Source organism: Bradyrhizobium sp. A11 (assembly GCF_042077125.1).
Classification (GTDB): Bacteria; Pseudomonadota; Alphaproteobacteria; order Rhizobiales; family Xanthobacteraceae; genus Bradyrhizobium; species Bradyrhizobium japonicum_B.
Map to the genome: position 1 here is coordinate 1,311,485 of NZ_CP149509.1, position 24,837 is coordinate 1,336,321.

Sequence of the window (24,837 nt, forward strand, 5' to 3'; positions counted from 1 at the left end):
CATGAGCGACGAATTTCCGGACCGCCTGTCGGTCGATCCGAACAGCCCCTATTACAACGCGGACATCCTGTCGCGCGACGTCGGCATCCGCTTCAAGGGCATCGAGAAGACCAATGTCGAGGAGTACTGTATCAGCGAAGGCTGGGTCCGCGTCACCGCCGGCAACGCCAAGGACCGCCACGGCAACCCGCTGACCATCAAGGTGCACGGTCCGGTCGAGCCGTATTTCAGGGATAAGAAGTAGTTTCTGAGCGCGCGCCGCGCTCTCTCCACGTCATTGCGAGCGAAGCGAAGCAATCCAGAATCTCACCGTTGAGGCAGTCTGGATTGCTTCGTCGCTTCGCTCCTCGTAATGACGAAAGTGAAAGGCCCCCCCATGTCCGTCCGCATCGTCGACGTCCGCGAGATCACCAAGCCGATCTCGTCCCCGATCCGCAACGCCTATATCGACTTCACCAAGATGACGACGAGCCTTGTCGCCGTCGTCACCGATGTGGTGCGCGACGGCAAGCGCGTCGTCGGATACGGCTTCAATTCCAACGGCCGCTACGGCCAGGGCGGCCTGATCCGCGAGCGCTTTGCCCCGCGCATCCTGGAGGCCGATCCGAGATCGTTGCTCGATGAAGCCGGCGGCAATCTCGATCCCGACAGGGTCTGGGCCGCGATGATGACCAACGAGAAGCCCGGCGGCCATGGCGAGCGCTCGGTCGCGGTCGGCACCATCGACATGGCGGTGTGGGACGCGGTGGCGAAGATCGCGGGCAAGCCGCTGTTCCGCCTGCTCGCCGAACGCCACGGCCTCACCGCCAATCCGCGCGTCTTCGTCTACGCCGCCGGCGGCTATTACTATCCCGGCAAGGGCCTGTCGATGCTGCGCGGCGAGATGCGCGGCTATCTCGATCGCGGCTACAACGTCGTGAAGATGAAGATCGGCGGTGCCGATATCGGCGAGGACCGCAAGCGCATCGAGGCCGTGCTGGAAGAGATCGGCAAGGACGCGCAGCTCGCCGTCGATGCCAACGGCCGCTTCAACCTGGAGACCGGCATCGCCTACGCCAAGATGCTGCGCGACTATCCGCTGTTCTGGTACGAGGAGGTCGGCGATCCCCTCGACTACGCGCTGCAGGCCGCGCTGGCCGAATTCTATCCCGGCCCGATGGCGACCGGCGAAAACCTGTTCAGCCACCAGGACGCCCGCAACCTGATCCGCTACGGCGGCATGCGTCCCGACCGCGACTGGCTGCAATTCGACTGCGCGCTGTCCTACGGCCTGTGCGAATACCAGCGCACGCTGGAAGTCCTGAAGACCCACGGCTGGTCGCCCAGCCGCTGCATCCCCCACGGCGGCCACCAGATGTCGCTCAACATCGCCGCTGGCTTGGGCCTCGGGGGCAACGAGAGCTATCCCGACCTGTTCCAGCCCTATGGCGGCTTCCCGGACGGCGTCCGCGTCGAGAACGGCCACATCACCATGCCGGATTTGCCGGGCATCGGCTTCGAAGGCAAATCCGATCTCTACAAGGAGATGAAGGCGCTGGCGGAGTAGGGGGCGGCGCTGCGGCGCTTGGGAATGAAGCTCGCACCAATCCCTCAGTGTCGTCCCCGCGAACGCGGGGACCCATAACCCCAAGGAGGAGTTATGGCGCGAGCTGGTCACTCCGAGTCTTCCCCAAACCCTGTCCTGTGGTTATGGGTCCCGGATCTGCGCTTCGCTTGTCCGGGCGACGATGGAGTGTGTGGCCTACGACAACCGCATGTCCAGCAGCCTTCGTCCTTCGCTCTTCAGCAGCTTCTTCACCGCGCTCGACGCCACCACCTCGCCGTCATTGGCGTAGGCCTCGTGGTTCTTCTCGATGTCGTCGAGGCGGTAGAGGTAGTTGACCATCACGCCGGCGGATTCGCGCAGCCCCTTCGGCGAGAGGTCGCCCAGCCAGTTGATGCGTTCGAGCCGGGCGCCGTTGCCGAGATGGAAGCGGGCGACGGAATCGATCAGCTTGCCCTTCGGCGTGCGCGCCTTGAGGAAGTAATGCGCGGCGAGAGGCTCGATCACGGCGCGGAGCAGCGACGTCGTCTCGGGGTTCTCGAACCATTTGGGATCGTCCAGGCGCTTCAGCACCTCGCGGTCCTCGTCCGACAGCGGCAGGTCCTTGTCCTGCTTCACCCAGGCCATGAAGCCGGGCACCGGCGACAGCGTCACGAAGGTGTCGAGCTTCGGCGTCTCGCGCCGCAGCTCCTCCACCACCTGCTTGATCAGGAAGCTGCCGAAGGAGATGCCGCCGAGGCCGCGCTGGGTGTTGGAGATCGAATAGAACACGGCGGTGCGCGCGCGCTCGATCGGCAGATGCTGACGGTCGACCGCAAGCAGCGGCGCGATCGCGCCCGGGATCGTCTCGGTCAGCGCCACCTCGACGAAGATCAGGGGCTCGTCCACCATCGCGGGGTGGAAGAAGGCGTAGCAGCGGCGGTCGACCGGATCGATGCGCCGGCGCAGATCGTCCCAGTCCGAGATCTCGTGCACGGCTTCGTAACGGATGATCTTTTCGAGGATGTTGGCCGGCGTCGACCAGTCGATCCTGCGCAGCACGAGAAACCCCCTGTTGAACCACGAAGAAAGAAGATGCGAGACGTCGCGGTCGAGCGCGGCGAGATCGGTGTGCCCGTTCATCATGTCGAGCAGATCGGCGCGCATGGCGACGAGGTCGCCGGTGCCGCCGGGCGCGCGGTTGAGCCTTCGGATCAGCTCCTGCCGCCGCGGCTCCGAGGCGAAATGCAGCGAGCTCGCGTCCTCGTCGCTCGGCGCGGCGCGCCATGTCTCGATCGCCCTGGACAGGCGCTCCCGGTCCGGACCGAAGTCGCGCACCAGCCCTTCGAAGAAGGCGCGCCGTCCCGCCGCATCGAGCTCCCGGTAGATGTCGAGCACCTCGCGTGCGATGGCGATACCCGATGCTTCGCCCCGGCCCGACAGCAGCGCATCGCACAGCTCGAGCAACCCGTCGGCATCCCGTCCGGTGTCGGCGGATTCGCCGCGACGAAGCAGCGTGCGGCCGCGCTCGGAGATGGTGGCGAGCAGGTCGGAGAAGAAGGCATTGGCCATAGGGGCTTTCGTACAGGTTTGTGCGTTGCGGAAGCTTACACGGGATTTGGGTGGAAGCCGATCACAATCAAGCGGAGGAATGCGGCAACTTTAGTCGGGCCGTGCGTTTGGAGAATGCAGTCATGCCGGGCGGAGGCGGTGCGTTATTTCCCCGCAAACTCCGTCGGCGTCCGTCCCGTCACCTGCCGGAACGCGGCCGAGAACGCCGGCACGCTGGCATAGCCGAGCTGGGTCGCGAGCTGCTTCACCGACACGCTGGCATCGGTCGACAGGCGCTGGATTGCCGCGGCGATCCGCGCGCGCTGGCACCAGCTCTTGAAGCTGAGCTGCGTCTCGGTCGAGAACAGCCGCGACAGCGTCCGCGCCGAGGTTCCGACCGCCCGCGCCAGCGTGTCGATGTCGTGCAGGGCGGTGGGATCGTCGAGCACGATCATCGCGGCGCGCCGGCAGCGCACTTCGCGCGGCAGCGGCACGAACGTCGTGGAATCCTCGGCCTGGTGCAATTCCAGCATCACCAGGCGCACCAGCAGCTCGGTGCGCTCTTCCGTATTGCGCACGTCGAACAGCGCCAGGATGGCCTGGTTGAGCAGCGGCGACACCCGCACCACGAATTCCCTGGTGAGGCCGTCGTAGCGCTGCTCGCGCTTCAACCAGGCGAGATCGAAATACAGCGTGCGCATCTCGATGTCGGCGAGCAGGTCGATGGCGTGCTCGAGCCCGGCCGGCACCCACACCGCCCGGTCCGGCGGCACCAGCCAGCGGCCCCCGGGCGTCGTCACCTGCATGGTGCCCTTCGCCGCATAGATCAGCTGCGCCTCGCGGTGCAAATGCGGATCGATCCGCATGCCCCTGGGATAGTCGCGCGCGACCAGGTGCACGCCCGCGGGGGAGCGATGATTGCTGCGGACCTCCCGTAGGACTGGCGTTTCCAAAATTGGCGTTTCAAAGACAGTCATTGGCGGCATCCCGTCATGGGGAGGACATATAACTCATTTCGGAGCAGGAGAGGATTCGGGAATGAACAGTCCCAGTCGGGTCATCAGTTTCGTCAACGCAGGCCATTTCATCGACCATTATTCGATGCTGATCTTCGCCGCCGCCGTCATCATCATGGGCCCGGCGCTCGGCATGGCCTATTCGGAACTTCTGCCCTACGCGACACCTGGCTTTGTGGCCTTCGGCGCGGGCTCGCTGCTCACCGGCTGGCTCGGCGACCGCTGGAGCCGCCGCCACATGATGCTGATCTTCTTCGTCGGCATCGGGGCGTCCATGGTCGCGGTCGGCTTCGTGCAGACCCCGGCGCAGCTCGGCGCCACGCTGCTGGCGATCGGCATCTTTGCCTCGATCTATCATCCCGTCGGCACCGCCATGATCGTGTCCTATGCCGATCGGCTCGGCCGCGAGATGGGCATCAACGGCGTCTGGGGCAATCTCGGCGTGGCGTCCTCGGCGCTCGTCACCGGCGTGATCGGCCAATATCTCGGCTGGCGCTTCGCTTTCATCATTCCCGGCGCGGTCACGATCCTGATCGGCATCGCCTTTGCGATCATGGTCGTGCATGAGGACCGCAAGGGCTCGAAACAGGCGGCGGCGCAGGCGCGGGTGGCCAGGCAGGACATGTGGCGCGTGGTGCTGTCGCTGCTGATCGTGGTGATCGCGATCTCCACGACGTTCAACGCAGTCACCGTGGCGCTGCCAAAATTGTTCGCCGAGCGTCTCGCGGACTTGACCAAAAGCCCGGCGCTGCTCGGGGCCATCGCCGCCTGCGTCTACGTGTTCGGCGCGATGACGCAGTACACGATCGGCCGGCTGCTCGACCGCTATTCGCTCAAGACGGTGGCATTGCCGCTGTCCTTCATGCTGGCGCCGTTCCTGTATCTGGCCGCGAGCCTGGAGAACCTGCCGCTGATCCTGGTCTCGATCGGCATCGTCATGGGGGCGTTCGGGCAAGTCACGGTCAACGACGCCATGGTCGGCAAGTACACCAGCGAGGAATGGCGCTCGCGCGCCTATGCCGTGCGTTACTTCATCGGCTTCACCGCGGCCGGCGCCTCGGTCGGCCTGGTCGCCTGGCTCTACGAGCAGGGCGGCTTCGTCACCATGCTGCACGCCTTCGCCGGCCTCTGCCTGCTCGCGATCGCAGCCGCCATCATCCTGCCGCGCGAGATCCGGACCCCGCAGGCGGTGTGAGGTCTTTGTGAGGCGGGCAACTGTCTCCACATCGTCATTCCGGGGCGCGCGTCAGCGCGAACCCGGAATCCATCGGGCGGCACTGACTGCGGAGAAATGGATTCCGGGCTCGTCGCTGCGCGACGCCCCGGAATGACAGGGAACGGAGCGGCCCGTCACTCACGCCCCCGATCATGCAACTCTGCCTATGTCTTGCCCGACGGCGCAAACCGCTTCGGCAAGGCCGAAATTTTCCCGAGCGTTTTTAACCCCATCCCTACTGTGCATGGGGTTGTTTTCGAACTTTTTGTCCTCGCCGGCCGCCTCACACCTCTGGAACCGGCTCCACCTGCTGCGGGTTCTATCTCCATGGCCCCGACGCCGGGGGTGAAGGGGGAAATTATCTGCATGCTCTCGCGCCTGCTCCGATCGGCCGGCCTTGTCCCGGCGGCGCTCGTCCTCACCACCATTGCGGCCGGCGCTGAAGCGGGCAAAGCGGCCGGCCCGTCCGAATTCCTCCTGGTGGCGCAGATCGTGCTGCTGATCGCGGTCGGCCGCGGCCTCGGCGAGATCATGCAGCGGATCGGCCAGCCCTCGGTGATCGGCGAACTGCTCGCCGGCATCATCCTCGGGCCGTCGCTGTTCGGCTGGATCTGGCCGGAGGCGCAAGCCGCGCTCTTCCCCAAGTCGCCCGAGCAGAAGGCGATGCTCGACGGCATCGCGCAAGTCGGCATCCTGCTCCTTTTGCTGCTCACCGGCATGGAGACCGATCTCAAGCTGGTCCGGAAGGTCGGCAGGGCCGCGGTCGCGATCTCGATCGCAGGCATCGTCGTGCCGTTTGCATGCGGCTTCGCCCTCGGCGAGTTCCTGCCCGATGCGCTGCTGCCCAATCCGGAGCAGCGCCTGGTGGCGTCGCTGTTCATGGGCACGGCGCTGTCGATCTCCTCGGTCAAGATCGTCGCGGTGGTCGTGCGCGAGATGAACTTCATGCGCCGCAATGTCGGTCAGATCATCGTCGCGACCGCCGTCATCGACGACACCATCGGCTGGATCATCATCGCCGTCATCTTCAGCCTGGCCTCGCACGGCACGCTCGACATCGCCTCGGTGGCGAAGGCGGTGCTGGGGACGCTGCTGTTCCTCGCTGTCAGCTTCACGATCGGCCGCCGCCTGGTGTTTCAGCTGATCCGCTGGGCCAACGACAACCTCGTCAGCGCCGCGGCGGTCATCTCGGTGATCCTGCTGCTGATGTGCGTGATGGCGATGATCACGCATGCCATCGGCGTCCACACCGTGCTGGGCGCCTTCGTCGCCGGCATCCTGGTCGGGGAGTCGCCGATCCTGACGCGGCAGATCGACGAGCGCCTGCGCGGCCTGATCTCCAGCTTCTTCATGCCGGTGTTCTTCGGCCTTGCCGGCCTTGCCGCCGATCTCTCGGTGCTGCGCGATCCCGGTCTGCTAATGCTCACCGGCCTCCTGGTCCTGATCGCCAGCGTCGGCAAGTTCGGCGGCGCCTTCTTCGGCGGCGCATTGGGCGGCCTCAGCAAGCGGGAATCGCTGGCGCTGGCAAGCGGCATGAACGCGCGCGGCTCGACCGAGGTGATCATCGCCACCATCGGCCTGTCGATCGGCGTGCTCAGCCAGAACCTGTTCACGATGATCGTGACCATGGCGATCGTGACCACGATGGCGATGCCCCCGATGCTGCGCGCAGCGCTGGCGAGGCTGCCGATGAACAAGGAGGAGAAGGAGCGGCTGGAGCGGGAGGAATTCGAGAAGCGCGGCTTCCTCGCCAATCTCGAGCGGCCTCTGCTGGCGGTGGACGAAAGCGTCAACGCCACCTTTGCCGCCCACCTCGCGGGCCTGATCGCCGGCATGCGCGGCCTGCCGATCACGGTGCTGCATATCGGCCGAAACGCCAAGGAGCAGGAGAAGGGCCGCGAGGAGGAGAAGAGCCACGAAGCCGTGGTGAAGAAGGCGGCCGTATCCGCCAGCAGCGAGAACGAGGCCGGCGGCATCGATGTCGTCACCCGCGCAAGGCGTGCCGAGCTCGGCGAGACCATCACCGAGGAGGCGCGCAAGGGCTTTGATCTCCTCGTCGTCGGCATCGACAAGGTCGCCGCGACCAAGGATCGCTTCGACCGCAAGATCGAGGACATCGCCGCGACGTTCGAGGGACCGCTCGCGATCGCCGCGGCGAAGGGCAAGCACCTGAAGCAGCCGAATCCCGACGGGCTCAACATCCTCATTCCGGTCTCCGGCAGCGCCATCTCCAAGCGCGGCGCCGAGGTCGCGGTCGCGCTGGCGCAAGGAGGATCGGGCTCGCTCCGGGTGATCTACGTCGCGACCACGCGCGACAAGGGCGCGCAGCGCGGCACCTCCCGCGGCCTCGGCCAGGAGGCCGGCATCCTCAAGGACGCCAGCGATCTCGCAGCACGCTACGACGTCGACTTCACCACCACGCTGCGGGTGAACCGTGCGCCGGAAGTCGCGATCCTGCGCGAGATCGACACCACCGACGTCGATCTCGTCGTCATGGGCGTTGACCGCATCCAGGCCGACCACCTCTCCTTCGGCGGCGTCGCCGACGCCGTGCTCAGGCAGTCGAAGGTCTCGGTGCTGCTGGTATCGAGTGGCGAGGCGCGGCGGGCTGCGGTGGAGAAGGGTTGAACTGGTCGACTTGTTTGCTGCGGCCGGAGCGCTTCACCTCTCCCCAGCGGGGAGAGGTCGGATTGCGCAGCAATCCGGGTGAGGGGCCGCAGTATTCGGTGGGACCGTAACCCCTCACCCGGAACGCACCTTCGATGCGCTCCGACCTCTCCCTTCGGGAGAGGTGACCCGAAGCAGCGGCTCCTAAGGCTTCACCTCCGCCACCCCTTTCGGCGCCTTCCTGCTCGCCCGCCAGTTTTCGAAGCGCTGCACCACCACGAAGAAGGCCGGCACGAACAGCACGGCGAGGCAGGTCGAGGCCAGCATGCCCGAGAACACGGTGATGCCGATCGACTTGCGCGCGCTGGCGCCGGCGCCGGTGGCGAGCACCAGCGGCACCACGCCGAGGATGAAGGCGAACGAGGTCATCAGGATCGGGCGGAAGCGGGCGCGTGCCGCTTCGATCGCGGCCTCCAGCACCGGCTTGCCGTCGCGGCCGTGCAGCTCGAGCCCGACCTCGACGATCAGGATCGCGTTCTTGGCCGACAGCGCGATCAGCAGGATCAGGCCGATCTGGCAATAGAGGTTGTTGTCGATCTTGAGCCCGGACAGAATCAGCATCGGCCCGAGCAGCGACAGCGGCACCGCGAGGATCACCGAGATCGGCGCGTACCAGCTCTCGTACTGGCCGGCGAGCACGAGATAAACCAGCAGCATGGCGAGGCCGAACACCCAGTAGATCTGGTTGCTGACCGCCTTCTCCTGATACGACATCGCGGTCCATTCGTAGCCGGTGCCGGGCGGCAGCGTCTTGTCCGCGATCTCCTCCATCAGCTTCAGGGATTGGCCGGAGGAGTAGCCCTGTGCCGGCAGGCCAATCACGGTCGAGGACGGATAGAGATTGTAGAGGCTGATCAGCGACGGGCCGGTGGCCGGCGTGATCTTGGCGACGGTGCCGATCGGGATCATGTCTCCGTTGGAGTTGCGCACCATCATGTTGGCAATGTCGCGCTCGGTGACGCGGAAGGCGGGATCGGCCTGGGTGTAGACCTGGAACACGCGGCCGAACTTGTTGAATTGGTTGACATAGGACGAGCCCAGATAGGTCGACAGCGCCGCGAACACCTGATCGGTGGTGACATGCAGCGTCTGGGTCTTGACCCGATCGATCTCGACGTTGAATTGCGGCACCGAGGAGCGGAACGATGACTGCACGCGCTGCAGTGCGCTCTGGCTCTGGCCGTTCGCGACCACCGCGCCGGTGATGGCCTGCAGCTTGGCGAAATCGCTGTTGCCGTCGCGCAGCTCGACCTGCATCGAGAAGCCGGCGGCGTTGCCGATGCCCTGGATCGGGGGCGGCGGCAGCACGATGGTGCGGGCTTCCATGATGGTCGCGAGCTTGTCGTTGAGGCCGTAGACCAGCGAGCGCAGATCCTCGCCGGGCCCTTTGCGGGCGTCCCAATCCTTCAGGATGATGTAGGCGACCCCGGCATTGGCGAGGCTGGCGCTGTTGTCGAGCGCCGAGATGCCGGCGATGGTGATGACCTGCGCCACGCCGGGCGTGTCCTTGATGATCTCGCTGGCGCGATCGAGCACGTTCTGCGTCCGCTCCAAGGCGGCGCCGTCGGGCAGCTGGACGGCGGCGATCAGATAGCCCTGGTCTTCGATCGGCAGGAAGCCGGTCGGCACCCGCGACAGGCCGTAGCCGCTGGCGCCGATGACCAGCAGCGCGAACGCGACCGAGATTGTGGCGTGTTTGACGAGGAAAGTGATCAGCCTCGTATAGCCGCGCTCGACGCGGTCATAGACCGCGTTGAAGCCGCGGTAGAAGAAATTGCGTTGCTCCGGCGGCACCGCCGGCCGCAGCCACAGCGCGCATTGCGTCGGCTTCAAGGTCGCCGCGTTGATGGCGGATAGCAGCGCGGTCGCCGCGATCACCAGCGCGAACTGCGAGTAGATCCGCCCGGTGAGGCCGGCAAGGAAAGAGGCCGGCAGGAACACCGAGATCAGCACCAGGGTGATGCCGACGATCGGCGCGAACAGCTGGTCCATCGCCTTGATCGCGGCATCGTGGCCGTTCATGCCCTGCTCGATGTTGTGCGCGGCGCCTTCGACCACGACGATGGCGTCGTCGACAACGATGCCGATCGCGAGCACGATCGCGAACAGCGTCGACATGTTGATGGTGAAGCCGAGTGCCGCCATGGCGGCGAAGGCGCCGATGATGGTGACGGGCACGGTGGTGGCCGGCACCAGCATCGCGCGCCAGTCCTGCAGGAACACCAGGATCACGACCAGCACCAGCAGGCCGGCCTCGATCAGGGTCATGTAGACCTCGTGCACCGAGGCTTCGACGAACTTGGTGGTGTCGAACGGCGTGTCGTATTTGATGCCTTCTGGAAACCGCTTGGCGAGCTCGGCCATCTTCTTCTCGACGGCCTTCTCGACCTGGAGCGCGTTGGCGCCGGGCGATTGGAACACGCCGATGCCGACCGCCGGCTGCTTGTTGAGCGAGAAGATCTGGCTGTAGGTCTGCGCCCCCAACTCGACCCAGCCGACGTCGCGCACGCGCGTGACGTCGCCGCTTGAGCCCGATTTGACGATGATGTTCTCGAACTGGCTGGTGTCGTCGAGCCGTCCGTTGACGTTGAGCGTGTACTGAAACGCCTGTCCCGGCGGCGTCGGCGGCGCGCCGACCTGGCCGGCGGCGACCTGCTGGCTCTGCTGCTGGATCGCCTGGATGACGTCCTGCGGCACGAGGCCACGGACCTGCAGCTTGTTGGGATCGAGCCAGACCCGCATCGAATACTGGCCGGCGCCGAACACGGTGACGTTGCCGACGCCGGGCAGGCGCGAGAGCTCGTCGCGGATGTTGATGGTGGCGTAGTTGCTCAAATAGAGGCTGTCGTAGCGCGAATCCGGCGAGGTCAGTGTCACGAACAGAAGGATCGAGGTCGACCGCTTCTGCACGGTGACGCCCTGGTTCTGCACCGCCTGCGGCAATTGCGACAGCGCGCTGGAGACGCGGTTCTGCACCAGCACCTGCGCGAAGTTGAGGTCGGTGCCGATCTTGAAGGTCACCGTCAGCGTGTAGGTGCCGTCGGAGCCGCTGTAGGACTGCATGTAGAGCATGTCCTCGACACCGTTGACCTGCTGCTCGATCGGCAGCGCCACGGTGTCGATCACGGTCTTGGCGCTGGCGCCGGGATAGCGCGTGGTGACCTGCACGGTCGGCGGCACCACGTCGGGATATTGCGCGACGGCGAGGTTGAACAGCGCGACGCCGCCGATCAGGATCATCAACAGCGCGATGACGTTCGAGAGGACCGGCCGCTCGATGAAGAACTTTGAGATCATTCGCTGGCCCCTTACTTGCTCGAGGCCTGCGGCTGCTCGATCTTCGTCACCTGCGGATCGATCTTCTGACCCGGGATCACCCGCAGCAATCCCGCGATCACCACGCGATCGTCAGGCTTCAGGCCGCTTTCGATCACGCGCAGCCCGTTGTCGACCGGCCCGATCTGCACCTTGCGCTGCTCGACGACATTGTCGCCGTTGACCACCAGCAGGTAGCGGCCGCCCTGGTCGCTGCCCAGCGCGGCGTCGGGGACGAGCAGAGAGCTCTTCTCCTGCTCGAACGGCACGCGGACGCGCACGAAATAGCCGGGCAGCAGCAAGCGCTTGTCGTTGGCGATGAGGCCGCGCACCGCCAGCGTGCCGGTGGATTGATTGAGCGTCGGCGAGACGTAGTCGAGATGACCTTCGTGGGGATAGCCGCTCTCGGTCTGGAGGCCGATCTGGATCGGAAATTGCTTGAGGTTGGCGGGGGTATATCCTCGGCGGGCCGCTTCTGCGCGGATGCGCAGCACGTCCTGCTCGTTGATGGTGAAGTTCACATAGATCGGGTCCATCGCGACGATGGTGGCGAGCTGGGTCGGCGAGGAGACGCCGACGAGCTCGCCGACCGAGACCATGTGGGCGCTGACGATGCCGTCGAACGGCGCCGTCACCTTGGTGTAGCCGTAATTGACCTGGGCCAGCCTGGTGTTGACTTGCGCCTGCTGCAGATTGGCCTGGGCGTTGTCGCGCGCGGACGTGGAGTTGTCGAGCGTGGCTTGCGAGACCGCCTGGCGCTGCACCAGCTCGGCCTGCCGCTTGTAGTCGGCGTCGGTCTGCCGCACCGAAGCCTGCGCGCCGATCTCCGCCGCCTGCGCCTGTTCGAGCTTGAGCTTGTAGGTTTCCGGCTCGATCGTGAACAGCTGGGTACCCTGTTTCACGAAAGTGCCGTCCTGGTAGTCGATGGATTGCAGGAAGCCCTGCACCCGCGCCACCAGATCGACGCTCTTGATCGGCGCGGTGTTGCCGGTGGCCTCGATGTAGCGCGTCACCGGACGCTGCACGGGCGCTGCGACGTCCACCTTGGGCGGCGGCGGGGCGACATATGCGTTCTTGTCCTCGCAGCCGGCGAGCACGGCCATGGACGCCGCAGCGGAAAGGACCCGCCCGATATGCCTCCACGCTTCATTGCGGCGCGCGGGAGTGGCGGGATTCGGCGCGGTCATTCGGTAGCCCCCGATTGCTGTCTGTCGGTGCGGCAGGCTAGCAATAAACGAATGGCCGTGGAACACCATAGCCATGGCAGTCACCGGCCTTGCCCTGCAACGAGCGATGTGGCCTTTGACAAGTTTATCACCACAAACCGCTCTTCATCGGCGGCGTGATCGACCGGAATTGTATCAAAGGCCGTGCGAGCCAAACGGAGCGGTCGGAGGGAAGAAAGAGTGAGGAGACCATGACATGCCCGCGCTAGCAGACGGCTTGAAGGACGAGATCGCGCCGACCGGCAAGCTCCGGGTCGCGATCGCCATCAGCCCCGCCGGCGGCGCGTTCTGGTCGACCAGGACCGAAGCCGGCTATGCCGGCGTCCCGGTCGATCTCGGCAAGGCGATGGCCGCGCAGCTCGGCGTCCCCGTCGAATATGTCGCGCACCAGAATTCCGGGCAGATCACCGACGCTGCGTCGACAGGGACATGGGACGTCACCTGGCTTCCCAAAGATCCCGATCGCGAGACCAGGATGCTGTTCGGCCCGATCTACGAGGTCGCGGACGCCACCTACATCGTCAAGCCCGGCTCGGCGGTCACCAATTTCGCAACGCTGGACCGATCCGGCACCAAGGTCGCCGCCGTCAACGCCACCACGACCATGCGCGGCGCGATCGCGCATCTGAAGCATGCCAAGGTCACGGGCTATCAGACCTATGACGAGATTTTCGGCCTGCTCAGGAGCGGCGAGATCGACGCCTTCGCATTGTCGCGCGACCAGCTCAACAAGATGGCGCAGAAGATCCCGGGCACGCGCGTGCTGGACGAGACGTTCAAGAAGACCGTGACCGCCGTCGCCGTGCCGCTCGGCCACAACCGGGCGCTGGCGTTCGTCACGACGTTCATGACGGACGCGACGAACAATGGCACGCTGCGCAGGGCCTATGACGATAACGGCCTGAAGGATTCGCCGATCAGGACGGAGTAGCGTCCGTCAGCCTGGTTTTCCGCGATCGGGCTAAGTCCCGGTCGCAGCTGCCTCGCGCGCGTGCCACGCTGAAAGCACCGCGCGTTCTTCATCGGCGGTCAGCCCGACGACCGCGCCGTCGCTGCTACGAAGCCAATGCAGCGTGTCGCGCGCGGTGTCTCCCGGCGGTCGCGCGGTCAGGCCGGCCTCGCGGGCCGGTGTGGGGTCGCGCGTCATGAAGCCGGCAAAGTCGGGCAGGGGCAGCCACAGCGGCAATGATCGCGGGCCCGCCCAGCGTCGCACGTCGTGGGCCTCGAGAAACGCACGGTCGATCCAGGTGAAGGTGCAGGACGCGTTCAGCGCCGCTGCGCAATCGGCCAGCAGCTCGCCGCGCGTGCGAATTGGCCCGATCCCGTCATAGATGCCGGTGAGGCGAATTTCCGCGGCATGCACGATCCATCGCGCGAGATCGCGCACGTCGATGAACTGGACGGCATCATCAGGAGACCCCGGGGCCAGCACCTCGCCGCCGCGCGCGAGCCGTGTCGGCCAATAGGCAAAGCGGCCCGTCGGATCCTCCGGCCCGGCGATCAGGCCGGCGCGGCAGATGAAGGCATCGTTGCCGACCGCCTGTTCGCAGGCGACCTTGGCGGCGCCGTAAATGGCATCCGTGCTGTGCTCCATATCCCCTGCCGTAGGCTCGCGCAGCGGTGCCGTATCCGCGCGTTGTCCTGGTACCCGGTTGTCCGCATACACGCTGATCGTGGAGACGAAGCTCCAATGCACGTTCGGCCGCTTCAGCGCCGCGACCGCGCGGCGGACCTGGCCGGGATGACGCGCGACATCAACCACTGCGTCGAAGGTCTCGCCCGCGAGCGGCGCAAGACCGTCGGCCACATCGCGGTCGACCCGGATGAAGCGCGCGCCCGCCGCGATGGGCCCCGCAACGCCGCGGGCGGCACAGGTCACGTCGTGGCCGGCAGCGCAGGCATGGCTCGCGACCGCGCGTCCGAGAAACTGGCTGCCACCGAGGATGAGGATGTGCATGGTCCGTGCCGCTAGTGAGCGCGAGAGACTACAATTTACGGTAGCAGTTGCAACCGCCTGTCGGCGGGTCGATCTCGGCGTCGAAATAGGCCGGCGGAGTGAGACGCTTGATCTCGGTCGACTTGCCTTTTACTGCTATCCGCAGGATCGCTTCGCTCGGGCGCGAATTCTCCTGGGCTCGGATTGGATGTGATCCAAGACCGACTTCCTCTCGTTAGAGTCACCGAGGAAGCTGTCCATGAACAAAACGCTTGCGAAGATCTGTCAGGAAATGGCCGGCCGGGTGCTCGAACTTCAGCGCGGCCTCAACACGCCTGAGCGGCGGTTGGAATTGGCCGGTGAACTTCAGGCCACGATTGAAAAGTACCTCGCGTTCGAAAAGCGAAAGAACCGTTTTTCGGTGCGGAAGGACAGGTAGCACCGCTTCAATCAGGTTGAGTTCCGCAATTTTCGCACGTCGGCGCCGTACTCTCATTGATTTCTTTGGGCTTTTCGTCCTGAACGTTCGGAAGCGGGAGGAACTCTCCTGGCTGAACGTCCAGCATACCCGTGTTTTCACGGTTACAGCGAAGCACCGCTCAATGGTGTCTAGTTGTTACGGCATTTCAGCCCAAGGGGACTACACATGAAAAAAACAATGCTAGCCGGTGTCGCAGTGGCGGCACTGGCGTTGAGTACCCATGCGCAGGCCGCTGATATGGCGGCAAGGCCGTACGTCAAAGCGCCGCCGCCCGCTGTGGCGTCGGTTTACGATTGGAGCGGCTTCTACATCGGCGGCAACGGCGGATGGGGCACCACCCGCAACTGCTGGGACTTTGTGAGCTTCGCAGGCGCAGCCTTTACGGCAGGCGAGGGATGTCACAACGCAGACGGTGCCGTCGCTGGCGGTCAGATCGGATATCGCTGGCAGTCGGCGTCCTGGGTGTTCGGACTGGAGGCGCAAGGGGATTGGGCCGACTTGAACGGATCGCGGGTGTCATCGCCTGCCTTCGTGTTCGCGCCGGGTGACCTCACCATCAATTCTCAGGTGCGCGCCTTCGGTCTTTTCACCGGCCAGGTCGGGTGGGCCTGGAACAACGTGCTGCTATATGCCAAGGGCGGCGCGGCCGTGGTGGATAATCGCTACACCCACACTTTCACGGCGACCAGTGCGTTGATCAACAGCAGCAGCGATACGCGTTGGGGAGCCACCGTCGGCGCCGGCGTGGAGTTCGGCTTCGCGCCCAATTGGTCGGTCGGCGTGGAGTACGATCACATTTTCCTCGATCGTCGGACTCTGAGCTTTGCGGCTGCGCCTGGAGGCGTTGCCACGACCAACAGCATCGGTCAGGACGTGGATATCGTGACTGCGCGCATCAACTATCGCTTCGGCGGACCGGGCTTGACGCGCTACTGACGACCTCTGGTCCGGCCCCGGGATCTTCATCATTGATCCCGGCGATGTGAAATGAGGAGGGCGACCGATCTAGCCGGTCGCCCTTCGCATGAAGGGACCAGGGCAAACCCGATAAAGTTGCCTGGCGCCCCTACCGCCCCTTGATCTCCGCATACTTCGCCATCGCCTTCTCGAACTTGCGGTTGAACAGCCACATCGCGGCGAAGATCTCGCGATAGCTTGCCGAAGTTCGCGCCCGGTCGGCCTGTCCGAACGCGAAAATGCTGTTGTTGCGCAGGTACCTCATGATCCTGGGGCTGGACACCCGGTAGTTCAGGAGATCGCCCGATCTCAGCGCGGACCGCGTCGGGGTGGGAACGATCTGGATCAGTTGAAACAGCTTCATCTGGTCGATCGGGTCGGGCAGCGTCTTCGCGATGCCCGGGATCTCCCGGAACAGGTCGGCGTGCGCGTTCATCAGTCCGTTGCGCACGTTGGTCCAGTGGTTGAAGCGGTGGTCGGTGCCGCGCGCCCGTGCCTCCTCCTTGTCATCGCGCGCGCTCAGGTGCGGATCGATCGCGGCGATCTCGCTTCTGATCGCCTGCCATTTCCTGTGACCATTGCGGTCCTCGGAGGGGCCGGTCTGGAAGCTGCCCATATAGGTGTTCGAGCGTCCGTTGCGAACGTTCTGCTTGCCGTTGGTCTCGGCGAAGAACAGCCCGAGGCTGATCCGTCCCGCGGCGTCGGCGTGCTCGGGCGCGAGCCCCTTGGCGCGCGCGATCACCGTTCCGAGATCGACGACGTCCTTGAACGGCGTCGCCGAGCTCTGCGCGCCCGCAGGCGGCGCTTCCATGACGTCGAACAGTTTTGAATATTCGTCGATCAGCGGCTCGATATCGGCATCGAAATAGGCCGGGGGCATCTCGAACTTGTTGGGCCGGCCGATCCGCGACGGCACGGCGTCGGTGAGATCCTTGTAGGTGCTGATCACGGCGACGCGGGCGAGATACAGCGCCTGTCCCGGCAGGTTCGGCAGCGGCTCCTTCGCGTCGATCTGGCGCCGCCGCTCGGCAAGGATCGATTTGAACTCGGCGAGCGCCCGGTCATAGGCGGCGACCGCCTCCGATTGCCGGGGCGTGAGCGCGCCCTTCTGCGCGAGGGCAGGGCCCATGATGAAGAAGGCAACAGCCGCAAAGACTGCGAGACGTCTCAATCCCATGGCCGGTTCCTGTCGATTCGCTGGCCAGGGAGATCGTAAGCAACAGAGGTGAGGGCTGGCGAGACGCAAATCCCGCTCAGCCGGAATTCTTATGCAGCCCGATAATCCGGCGCCGTCGCCAGGAATTTGGCGTAGGCGTCCGCGTCCGGCGGCTGGAAGCGGCCCGCAAGCCCGCCGCGCTTCTGGTTCTTCGCGCCGATGTCGGCCATCAGCTCGTCGAAATGGCGGTAGTGATAGGGCGCGACGCACAGGCCGCCATAGACGCCGGCGGCCGGCCGCTCGACGCGCTTGAAGTGCAGCATCATCTCGATGTTGTCGCGCATCGCTTGCGCCGTCGGCTGGTTGGCGAGCTGCCCGTCGGCATAGCGCACCAGCCAGTTGGCGGCGAGGTCGGCGCAGAGCACGGTGCAGAACGAGGAGTTGAAGCCGACGAAGCCGAGCTCGGGCAGATCGGGGTTGGCGATCAGGCGGTAGAGCCGGTACTGGCCGTCGGCATCGACCAGCTTCTGCCGGTAGGCCTCGGGCAGGAACGGCACGCCGAGCTTGTAGCCGATCGCGAGCACTGCGACGTCGGCGCCCACGCGCTCGCCGCCGCTCATCACGATGCTGTCGCCGTCGTAATGGTCGAAGGTGCCGAACACCGCCTTGATGCGGCCGTCGGCGACCATCGGATAGAAGCCAGGTGTTGCGATCGGCACCGAGCAATTGACGCCATCCTCGATCCGCTCCTTTGGCACCATGTTGCAGCGGCCGAGCTTGAGCTGCGCCTTCAGCAGGCTTTCCAGCCCGCGCCAGTTGGCCCAGACCAAGGGCGCGGCGATGCGATGCGCGAGCCGCCCCATCGCGCTCATGCCCCAGCCCGGAAACATCTCCTCCTGCGCGCGGATGTAGAGGATGCGCTTGAAGTTCACGAGCCCGCCGATGAAATAGGGGATACGCCAGACGGGCTCGCGCATCACGATGGTGACCTCGCGGGCGCCTGACTTCACCGCGTTGACCGCGATGTCGGTCGCCGATTTCGAGCCGCCGAGCACGACGATGCGGCGGCCCTTCGCTAGCGAAGGATCGCCGTATTTCGAGGAATGCAGGATCTGGCCGCCCTGTGCGAGGAACGCGTCCTCGCCGGGGCAGTGCAGCTCGCGCGGCTCGTTGAATTGCCCGGTGCAGACCGCGACGAAGTCGAAATCTTCGCTCGTCGTCGCGCCGTCCTTGCTCTTCAGCGCGAGCGTCCAGCCCGGTCTGCCGTCGGCGCGCCGCGCCATGCCGGCGACCTCGGTGTCGAGGCGCAGCATGCGGTCGAGGCCGAAGCTGCTGGCGTAGTCGGCGAGATAGGCATGGACCTGCGGCCCGGTCGGCCATTCCGGATAGCCTTCCGGCATGGCGCGGTCGGTGTAGCGATAGAGCTCCTTCGGGCTCTGCGTCTGCACGTCAGGATAGGAGCGCGCGGGCTCCCAGACGCCGCCGAGATCCGAGCTGCGCTCGACGATGGCGACGCGGTGGCCGCGGGCAGAGAACGCCTTGGCGGCGGCAAGGCCGGAGACGCCGGCGCCGATCACGCAGACATGCTTGGGACTGACCATGGGTTTGCTCGCAATGTGTTTGGGCGCAAGCGGCCCCGTTCGGCCGCAAGGCGCGGCCGGCGGACCAGCAAGCGGATACAGTGGAGGAGGAACCTAGTCGTTGGCCTCGGGCGGCAGGAAATCGACCTCGTGCAGCGCCGAGATGCGCACGACCTCCGCTGGGTCGGTCAGATTGTGCAGCTGGTTGAACAACGCCTCGAGCTTCTGCATCGGCGAGACCCAGAACAGCGCGCGGCAGGGCTTGTCGGACTTGTTGAAATAGCCGTGCGGGATGCCGCGCGGCATGCGCACGAGATCGCCGGCATGGGCCTTGACCCATTGTCCGTCGAGCTTGAGGTCGAGCGTGCCCTCCTGCACCAGGATGAACTCGTCCTGGGTCGGATGGATGTGCACCGGCACGAACTGGCCGGGATCGCTGTTGGTCTCGAACGCGAAGGTGGAATCGGTGACGGCCTTGGGGAAATAAACCTGGCCCAGAATGTTCCAGCTCTTGCCGCCGTAGCCTGTGCCGTTGGCGGTAATGCCCTTTTCGAGTGCAGTCATGGTGCGCTCCCATTGGATTCCGGCGGGGATGGAGCATCGGTCAACACGGAGCGGCCTGTCTATCCGATAAACGAATCCGGGAAGTGCCTGTTGCCGTGCAGCATTGACGATTTTGGCAAGGCCGGCCTTTTCGAGTCCGATGAATTATTATAGGCTTAAAGTAATTCCCTGACGCGAAGCGTGGTCGACGATGTCCGCAGCCGTGCTGGAAATGGGCGCAAGGACGTCCGCGGCCGAACGGCTTGCGGATTTCGCCCGCGTCACCACCGATGACGTCGACGAGGCGGCCGAACAGATCGGACGCATCTTCTGCCCGCACGACCTCAAGCCGGCACAGGCGCGCGCGGCCGGCTTCTCGGCCCGGCACAATTGCGCGGCCTTCGACGGTTTCTCCATCAATTACGTCGCCTACGGCGGATCGGTCTGCATCGATCCCGGTTGCCTCGAGCGCTTCTTCCTGGTGCAGATTCCGCTCGCGGGCACAGCCCAGATCCGCGCTGGCATCACCGAGCTCGAGGCCGCGCCGGAGCGGACGGCGTCGCTGCTGTCGCCGACGATCCCGACCCGGATGATGTGGCGCGACTGCGCGCAGGCTATCCTGCTGCTCGATCGTCGCATCGTCGAGCAGCGCGCCGCGGCGCTGTCGGGCAGGGCATCGGGCACGGTCGAGTTCGATCCCGCGATCGACCTGGAGACGCCGGCCGGGGTGGTGCTGCGAACCCGTCTTGCCGAGCTGATGACGCTCGCCGAGCGTCTAGGTCCGTCCGGCAGGCTGTCGGCGATCGCCATGGCCGATTGGCGCGAAATGCTGCTCGATCATCTCCTCAATGGCCAGCCGCATGGCCTCTCGGATGCCATTCAAACTTTCTCGGGACGAAGCGAGCGGCTGCCGCGCGCGCTCCGCGCGGCGCGGGACCATCTTGCGGACAATGCCGGCGAGCCGCTCGACCTCGCACAGCTCGCCTGCGCCTCCGGCATCGGCATCCGCGCGCTCCAGCTCGGCTTCCGCCGCCATTTCGGCCAGTCGATCTCGCAGATGCTGCTCGACATGCGCCTCGCCGCTCTGCACGCCCGGCTCGCGCAAGGATCGCCCGATGCCTCCGTCACCGACATCGCGTTCGAGCTCGGCTTCACCCATCTCAGCCGCATGGCCGGGGCCTACCGCGAAAAATTCGGCGAGACCCCGTCTGCCACGCTGCGGCGGCGGCTGAGCTAAAGGATCGTTAAGCAGTCGCGGGATTTTCGCGCAGCGTCGTCACCCAGATCACGCGCGCTGCCTGCTGGGTCGGATTGTCGAACATGTGCGGCACGGTGCTGGGAAAGCGGAAGCTGTCGCCGGCCTCCAGCACATGGGCCTGGTTGTCGAGCCACAGCCGCAGGCTGCCGGACAGGATGTAGCCGGCCTTCTCGCCGGTGTGCTGCAGGAAGTCGGTGCCGGAGGAGGCGCCGGGATTGAGCGTGAGCTCGTAGAGCTCGAGTTGGCCCTTGCCTTCGGGCGTGAGGGCTTCCTTGACGACGCCGCTGGCGGTGAGCCGCAGCAGCCGGCGGCTGTTCTTGCGCACGATGTAGCGCGGCACCTCGGCGGGATCGCTGGTCTCGAAGAAATAGGAGATCGGCACGTCGAGCGCGATGCTGAGCAGGCGCAGCGTCCGGATCGACGGCATGGCGCGCGCGCGTTCGAGCTGGCTGATCATGCCGGTGGAGAGGCCCGTCTTGTTGGCGACGTCCTGGATCGAGAAGCCGGCGCGCTGACGCAGCAGCCGCACGGTTTCGCCGAGCCGCTGGTCGACCGCATCGTCCGCCTCGCTGGTCGGGGCGTCCTTCGGACTGTTGGTGTCGCCGCGACCATCCATGCCGCTCTCCCATGCATCATCATGAGCCTCGGCCGCATCGGTGCGAGGCTTAAGTCAAATTGAAAAGGTCGCGCATACTAGCAATGCGATTGACAGCTGTATTTAGTCGTGATGAAATTTTGGTTCAAGAATTTAGAAGCACTAAAGCCCACTCCTGTCCCCTGCCGGGGTCTCGGGGGCGCGGGAGACGGTGCCGCGTGCGGGAACGGAGACTGGTCATGGCAGACAGCACCGGCAGGTTCGGCGTTGGCGGAGTCCACTTCGGCAGTCCAAGCCGCCGGCAATTGTTCCAGCTCGGTGCGGGCGCCGCGGCGGGTTTGACGCTTCCAGGCCACGCTTTTGCGCAGAGCGAACGTCCCTCCAATCCGCCGGACAAGCCGCGCGGGCAGGTGATCGCGGCGCTGTCGCAGGAGCCGACGGTCTTTCATCCCTTGATGCCCGGCATCGAGGTTGACCAGGGCGTCTGGTGGCAGGTGTTCTCGCTGCTCTGGTACATCGACCCCGCCGGCAATTTCGTTCCCGATCTCGCCCGCGAAATCCCGACCATCGAGAATGGCGGCCTGTCGGCCGACGGCCTGACCTGGAAGATCAAGCTGCGCAGCGACGTGAAGTGGCACGACGGCACGCCGTTCACGGCCGACGACGTCAAGTTCTCGCTCGAGCTGATCAACGATTCCAATTTCCGCGCGCGCAGCCGCGTCGGCCACAGCCTGGTCAAGGACATCAAGGTCGTCGCGGCGGACGAGATTCACTGGCGCATGGAAGCGCCTTATTCGCCCTACATGTCGATCCTGGGATCGCTGACCTTCATCGTGCCCAAGCACATCCTGGAGAAGGTGTCCGATCCGAACGCCTCGCCGTTCCACAATGCGCCCGTCGGCACCGGGCCTTTCCGCTGGGGCGAACGCGTGCCCGGCGACCACATCCTGCTCAATGCCCACACCGGCTATCACGGCAAAGGGCCTTACGTCGAACGCGTGGTCTTCAAGTACATTCCCGATCTGACCGTGCTCTACACCCAGTTCCGCACGGGACAGGTCGACTACACCGGCCTGCAAGGCATCCTGCCGAACTTCGTGCAGGAGGCGAAGACGCTGAAGGGCCGCAAGATCGTCGTCTCCTCGACGTCCTCGGTGGAGCATATCGCGCCTAACCTGGAGTTCGGTCCCTTCGCCGACCGCGCCGTGCGCGAGGCGCTGTACCTGGCCATCAACAAGCAGGCGATCATCGATGCGCTCTATTACGGCCTGCCGACGCAGACCGAGAGTTTCGTGCCGCAACAGGCTTGGTCGTCCCAGCAGGGACTGCCGCAGCACAAATACGATCCAGCCAAGGCCAACGCACTGCTCGATGCGGCGGGATGGGTGCGCGGTGCCGGCGGCGTGCGCGAGAAGGGCGGCGTCAAGCTCGAATTCACCAACTCGACCACGTCGGGCAATGCGGCGCGCGAGCAGACCCAGCAGCTCCTGATCCAGGATTGGCGCGCGATCGGCGCCGCGATGCGCGTCAACAACATGCCGGCGGCCGTGATCTGGGGCGAGTTCTGGCAGCAATCCAAGTTCAATTCGGTGATCGTCGGCGTGAACTTCATGCTCGGCAGCGACCCCGACGTGACGCCGCGCTTCGGCTCCGGCGCCATTCCCGCCAAGGGCGGCCGCGGCTACAACACTTATCAATATCAGAGCGCGGAGGCCGACCGGCTGCTGGCCCAAGGCGCCAGGCAATTCGATCTGGCGCAGCGCAAGACCACCTATGGCGAGCTGCAAAAGCTGATCCGCAACGACCTTGCGATCCTGCCGCTGTTCCAGGGCTTCATCGCCGAGGGCGTGAAGGAGGGGCTGCAAGGCTTCCGGCCCAACATCAACACCTCGATCAATTGCTGGAACATCCGCGAATGGTACTGGGCCTGACGGATCAGGTGCGCAGGGCAGCCTGAGATGGCCCGTTACGTCGTCAACCGCCTGGCGCAGGCGATCATGCTGCTGGTGATCGTCTCGGCGATCGGCTTTGCCATCCTGCATCTGGCGCCCGGTGGCCCGCTGTCGCAATTTGCCGTCTCCGGGCAGATGACGCAGGAAGATCTCGATCGCGTCACCAAGCAGCTCGGGCTCGATCGGCCGCTGCCGGTGCAGTATCTCGACTGGTTCGGTCGCATGCTCAAAGGCGATTGGGGCCGCTCCTATCGCGACGGCGAGGCGGTGTTGTCGGTGATCTCCTCGCATCTCGGCGCCACGCTGGAGCTGATGGCGACGGCGACCATCATCGCGGTGCTGCTCGGCTGCTGGATCGGCATCCTTGGCGCGCTGCGCCGCTATTCGCTGTTCGATACGCTGGCCACCGTCGGGGCCATGATCGCGCTGTCGATCCCGACATTCTGGTTCGGCCTCGTCACCATCTACGTCTTCTCGGTGAAGCTCGGCTGGCTGCCGGCCGGCAACCGGCACACCATTGGCGACGGCTCCTTCCTCGATCTGCTGCATCATCTGATCGCGCCGGCGATGGTGCTGGCGCTGGTGGAGACCGCGATGTGGGGCCGCTTCATGCGCTCCTCCATGCTCGAGGTGATCAACCAGGACTACATCCGCACCGCGCGCGCCAAGGGCATGCCGGAATGGCGTATCCTCACCGTGCACGCGCTGCGCAATGCGCTGCTGCCGATGATCACGGTGGCAGGCCTGCAGTTTCCCACCCTGCTTGGCGGCGCGCTGGTGGCCGAGACCGTGTTCACCTGGCCCGGCATGGGCCGGCTGTTCCTCGATTCGATCGGCTACCGCGACTATCCCGTGGTGATGGGCATCCTGATGTTCTCGGCGACCATGGTGCTGATCGGCTCGCTGCTGGCCGACATCCTCTATGCCGTCGTCGATCCCCGCATCCGGGTGGGCTGAAGCGATGGCGACCGCAGCGCTCTCCACCGTCCAGCTCGCGCCCGGCCAGGCGGCGTGGCGGCGCTTCCGTCGGCACCGGCTCGCGCTCGCCGGCGCCATCATCATCCTGGTGCTCGTGCTCGGCTCGGCGTTCGGCCCGTATCTGCTGCCGTTTGACGACACCTATATCGACATCATGAAGCGGTTCGCGCCGCCGCTGTCCGGGGCTCATATCCTCGGCACCGACGAGCTCGGCCGCGACGTGCTGGCGCGGCTGATGATGGGCGGCCGCGTCTCGCTTTCGATCGGCATCGTCGCGATGGTGATCGCGATGGCGGTCGGAATTGCCGTCGGCGCCTTCGCCGGCTTCTATGGCGGCGTGGTCGGTGCGGTCCTGATGCGGCTGGTCGATGCCGTGCTGTGCTTTCCGACCATCTTTCTCCTGCTGGCGCTGGCCGCGCTCACCGAGCCCGGCCTCGTCACCACCACGATGCTGATCGCCGCCACCGCCTGGATGGCCGTTGCCCGCGTTGTCGAGGCCCAGGTGCGGTCGCTGCGCGAGCGCGAGTTTGCGGTCGCCGCGCTCGCCTTTGGCTCGTCGAACCTGCGCATCATGTTCCGCGAGCTCGTGCCCAATGCGATCGCGCCGATCGTGGTGGCCGCGACGCTGAACGTTGCGAAGGCGATCCTGCTGGAATCCTATGTCAGTTACCTCGGCTACGGCATCCAGCCGCCGGCTGCGAGCTGGGGCAACATGCTCAACAATGCGCAGATCTATCTCACCAGCGCGCCTTGGCTCGCGATTGCTCCGGGCGTTGCCATCACGCTGGCGGTGACCAGCTTCAACTTCCTCGGTGACGGGCTGCGCGACGCGCTCGATCCGCGCATGAACATCCCATGACGAACCAGATCTCGATCGAACCGCTTCCA

Annotated in this window: 20 protein-coding genes; 11 read left to right on the plus strand and 9 right to left on the minus strand. The window is 65.4% G+C overall.

Annotation, left to right across the window (positions count from 1 at the left end; genetic code table 11):
- Nucleotide 1 precedes the first annotated feature (1 nt).
- Together WI560_RS06065 and tarD are read left to right on the plus strand one after the other, a co-directional pair.
- Nucleotides 2-244, plus strand: a complete 243-nt coding sequence (locus tag WI560_RS06065; protein WP_008559805.1) for a DUF3297 family protein — start codon at nt 2-4, stop codon at nt 242-244.
- Nucleotides 245-376: 132 nt separating this feature from the next.
- A complete protein-coding gene (tarD, locus tag WI560_RS06070; protein ID WP_375307269.1) occupies nt 377-1,546 on the plus strand; it encodes a D(-)-tartrate dehydratase in 1,170 nt (389 codons plus the stop codon).
- 195 nt (nt 1,547-1,741) lie between these two features.
- Here tarD and WI560_RS06075 read toward each other — a convergent pair whose 3' ends face one another.
- Entirely contained in the window at nt 1,742-3,094 is a 1,353-nt protein-coding gene (locus WI560_RS06075; protein ID WP_375307270.1) for a malonyl-CoA decarboxylase, read from the minus strand.
- Nucleotides 3,095-3,237: 143 nt separating this feature from the next.
- Nucleotides 3,238-4,059 carry a helix-turn-helix transcriptional regulator gene (locus tag WI560_RS06080; protein ID WP_375307271.1) on the minus strand — a complete coding sequence of 274 codons (822 nt, stop codon included), beginning with the start codon at nt 4,057-4,059 and terminating at the stop codon, nt 3,238-3,240.
- 52 nt (nt 4,060-4,111) lie between these two features.
- On the opposite strand from WI560_RS06080, the gene WI560_RS06085 reads away from it, so the two are divergent.
- Together WI560_RS06085 and WI560_RS06090 are read left to right on the plus strand one after the other, a co-directional pair.
- The gene (locus WI560_RS06085) at nt 4,112-5,284 is read left to right on the plus strand and encodes an MFS transporter (RefSeq protein WP_375307272.1); all 1,173 of its coding nucleotides are present in this window, start codon (nt 4,112-4,114) and stop codon (nt 5,282-5,284) included.
- Between the two features lie 387 nt (nt 5,285-5,671).
- The gene (locus WI560_RS06090) at nt 5,672-7,933 is read left to right on the plus strand and encodes a cation:proton antiporter (RefSeq protein ID WP_375307273.1); all 2,262 of its coding nucleotides are present in this window, start codon (nt 5,672-5,674) and stop codon (nt 7,931-7,933) included.
- A gap of 183 nt (nt 7,934-8,116) precedes the next feature.
- On the opposite strand, the gene WI560_RS06095 is transcribed toward WI560_RS06090, so the two are convergent.
- Nucleotides 8,117-11,269, minus strand: a complete 3,153-nt coding sequence (locus WI560_RS06095; RefSeq protein WP_375307274.1) for an efflux RND transporter permease subunit — start codon at nt 11,267-11,269, stop codon at nt 8,117-8,119.
- A gap of 11 nt (nt 11,270-11,280) precedes the next feature.
- On the minus strand, nt 11,281-12,474 hold the full coding sequence (locus WI560_RS06100) for an efflux RND transporter periplasmic adaptor subunit (protein WP_375307275.1): 1,194 nt from the start codon (nt 12,472-12,474) through the stop codon (nt 11,281-11,283).
- Between the two features lie 235 nt (nt 12,475-12,709).
- On the opposite strand from WI560_RS06100, the gene WI560_RS06105 reads away from it, so the two are divergent.
- Nucleotides 12,710-13,444 carry a transporter substrate-binding domain-containing protein gene (locus WI560_RS06105; protein WP_375307276.1) on the plus strand — a complete coding sequence of 245 codons (735 nt, stop codon included), beginning with the start codon at nt 12,710-12,712 and terminating at the stop codon, nt 13,442-13,444.
- A gap of 30 nt (nt 13,445-13,474) precedes the next feature.
- Here WI560_RS06105 and WI560_RS06110 read toward each other — a convergent pair whose 3' ends face one another.
- Nucleotides 13,475-14,470 carry an NAD-dependent epimerase/dehydratase family protein gene (locus WI560_RS06110; RefSeq protein ID WP_375307277.1) on the minus strand — a complete coding sequence of 332 codons (996 nt, stop codon included), beginning with the start codon at nt 14,468-14,470 and terminating at the stop codon, nt 13,475-13,477.
- Nucleotides 14,471-14,708: 238 nt separating this feature from the next.
- Between WI560_RS06110 and WI560_RS06115 the strand changes: the two genes are divergently transcribed.
- Together WI560_RS06115 and WI560_RS06120 are read left to right on the plus strand one after the other, a co-directional pair.
- Nucleotides 14,709-14,888 carry a hypothetical protein gene (locus WI560_RS06115; protein WP_028138175.1) on the plus strand — a complete coding sequence of 60 codons (180 nt, stop codon included), beginning with the start codon at nt 14,709-14,711 and terminating at the stop codon, nt 14,886-14,888.
- A 207-nt stretch (nt 14,889-15,095) separates the two neighbouring features.
- On the plus strand, nt 15,096-15,866 hold the full coding sequence (locus tag WI560_RS06120) for an outer membrane protein (RefSeq protein ID WP_375307278.1): 771 nt from the start codon (nt 15,096-15,098) through the stop codon (nt 15,864-15,866).
- A gap of 130 nt (nt 15,867-15,996) precedes the next feature.
- Here the strand turns inward: WI560_RS06120 and WI560_RS06125 are convergent, their stop codons facing one another.
- The 3 genes from WI560_RS06125 to WI560_RS06135 form a co-directional block, all read right to left on the minus strand.
- A complete protein-coding gene (locus tag WI560_RS06125; protein WP_375307279.1) occupies nt 15,997-17,064 on the minus strand; it encodes a hypothetical protein in 1,068 nt (355 codons plus the stop codon).
- An 89-nt stretch (nt 17,065-17,153) separates the two neighbouring features.
- Nucleotides 17,154-18,644 carry a flavin-containing monooxygenase gene (locus tag WI560_RS06130; protein WP_375307280.1) on the minus strand — a complete coding sequence of 497 codons (1,491 nt, stop codon included), beginning with the start codon at nt 18,642-18,644 and terminating at the stop codon, nt 17,154-17,156.
- 93 nt (nt 18,645-18,737) lie between these two features.
- On the minus strand, nt 18,738-19,187 hold the full coding sequence (locus tag WI560_RS06135) for a cupin domain-containing protein (protein ID WP_024339447.1): 450 nt from the start codon (nt 19,185-19,187) through the stop codon (nt 18,738-18,740).
- A 190-nt stretch (nt 19,188-19,377) separates the two neighbouring features.
- Between WI560_RS06135 and WI560_RS06140 the strand changes: the two genes are divergently transcribed.
- Nucleotides 19,378-20,403, plus strand: coding sequence for an AraC family transcriptional regulator (locus WI560_RS06140; RefSeq protein ID WP_375307281.1), 1,026 nt, complete (start codon nt 19,378-19,380; stop codon nt 20,401-20,403).
- A 7-nt stretch (nt 20,404-20,410) separates the two neighbouring features.
- Here WI560_RS06140 and WI560_RS06145 read toward each other — a convergent pair whose 3' ends face one another.
- Nucleotides 20,411-21,040 (minus strand): cupin domain-containing protein, encoded by a 630-nt coding sequence (locus WI560_RS06145; RefSeq protein WP_028138170.1) that lies wholly within the window; start codon nt 21,038-21,040, stop codon nt 20,411-20,413.
- Nucleotides 21,041-21,258: 218 nt separating this feature from the next.
- Here WI560_RS06145 and WI560_RS06150 point away from each other — a divergent pair, with 218 nt between their 5' ends.
- Genes WI560_RS06150 through WI560_RS06160 form a run of 3 tightly spaced genes read left to right on the plus strand, consistent with a single transcriptional unit; the run spans nt 21,259 to nt 24,808 of the window.
- Entirely contained in the window at nt 21,259-22,950 is a 1,692-nt protein-coding gene (locus tag WI560_RS06150; RefSeq protein WP_375307282.1) for a peptide ABC transporter substrate-binding protein, read from the plus strand.
- 27 nt (nt 22,951-22,977) lie between these two features.
- Nucleotides 22,978-23,928 (plus strand): ABC transporter permease, encoded by a 951-nt coding sequence (locus WI560_RS06155; RefSeq protein ID WP_257176958.1) that lies wholly within the window; start codon nt 22,978-22,980, stop codon nt 23,926-23,928.
- 4 nt (nt 23,929-23,932) lie between these two features.
- Nucleotides 23,933-24,808, plus strand: a complete 876-nt coding sequence (locus tag WI560_RS06160; protein ID WP_375307283.1) for an ABC transporter permease — start codon at nt 23,933-23,935, stop codon at nt 24,806-24,808.
- Nucleotides 24,809-24,837: the final 29 nt, after the last annotated feature.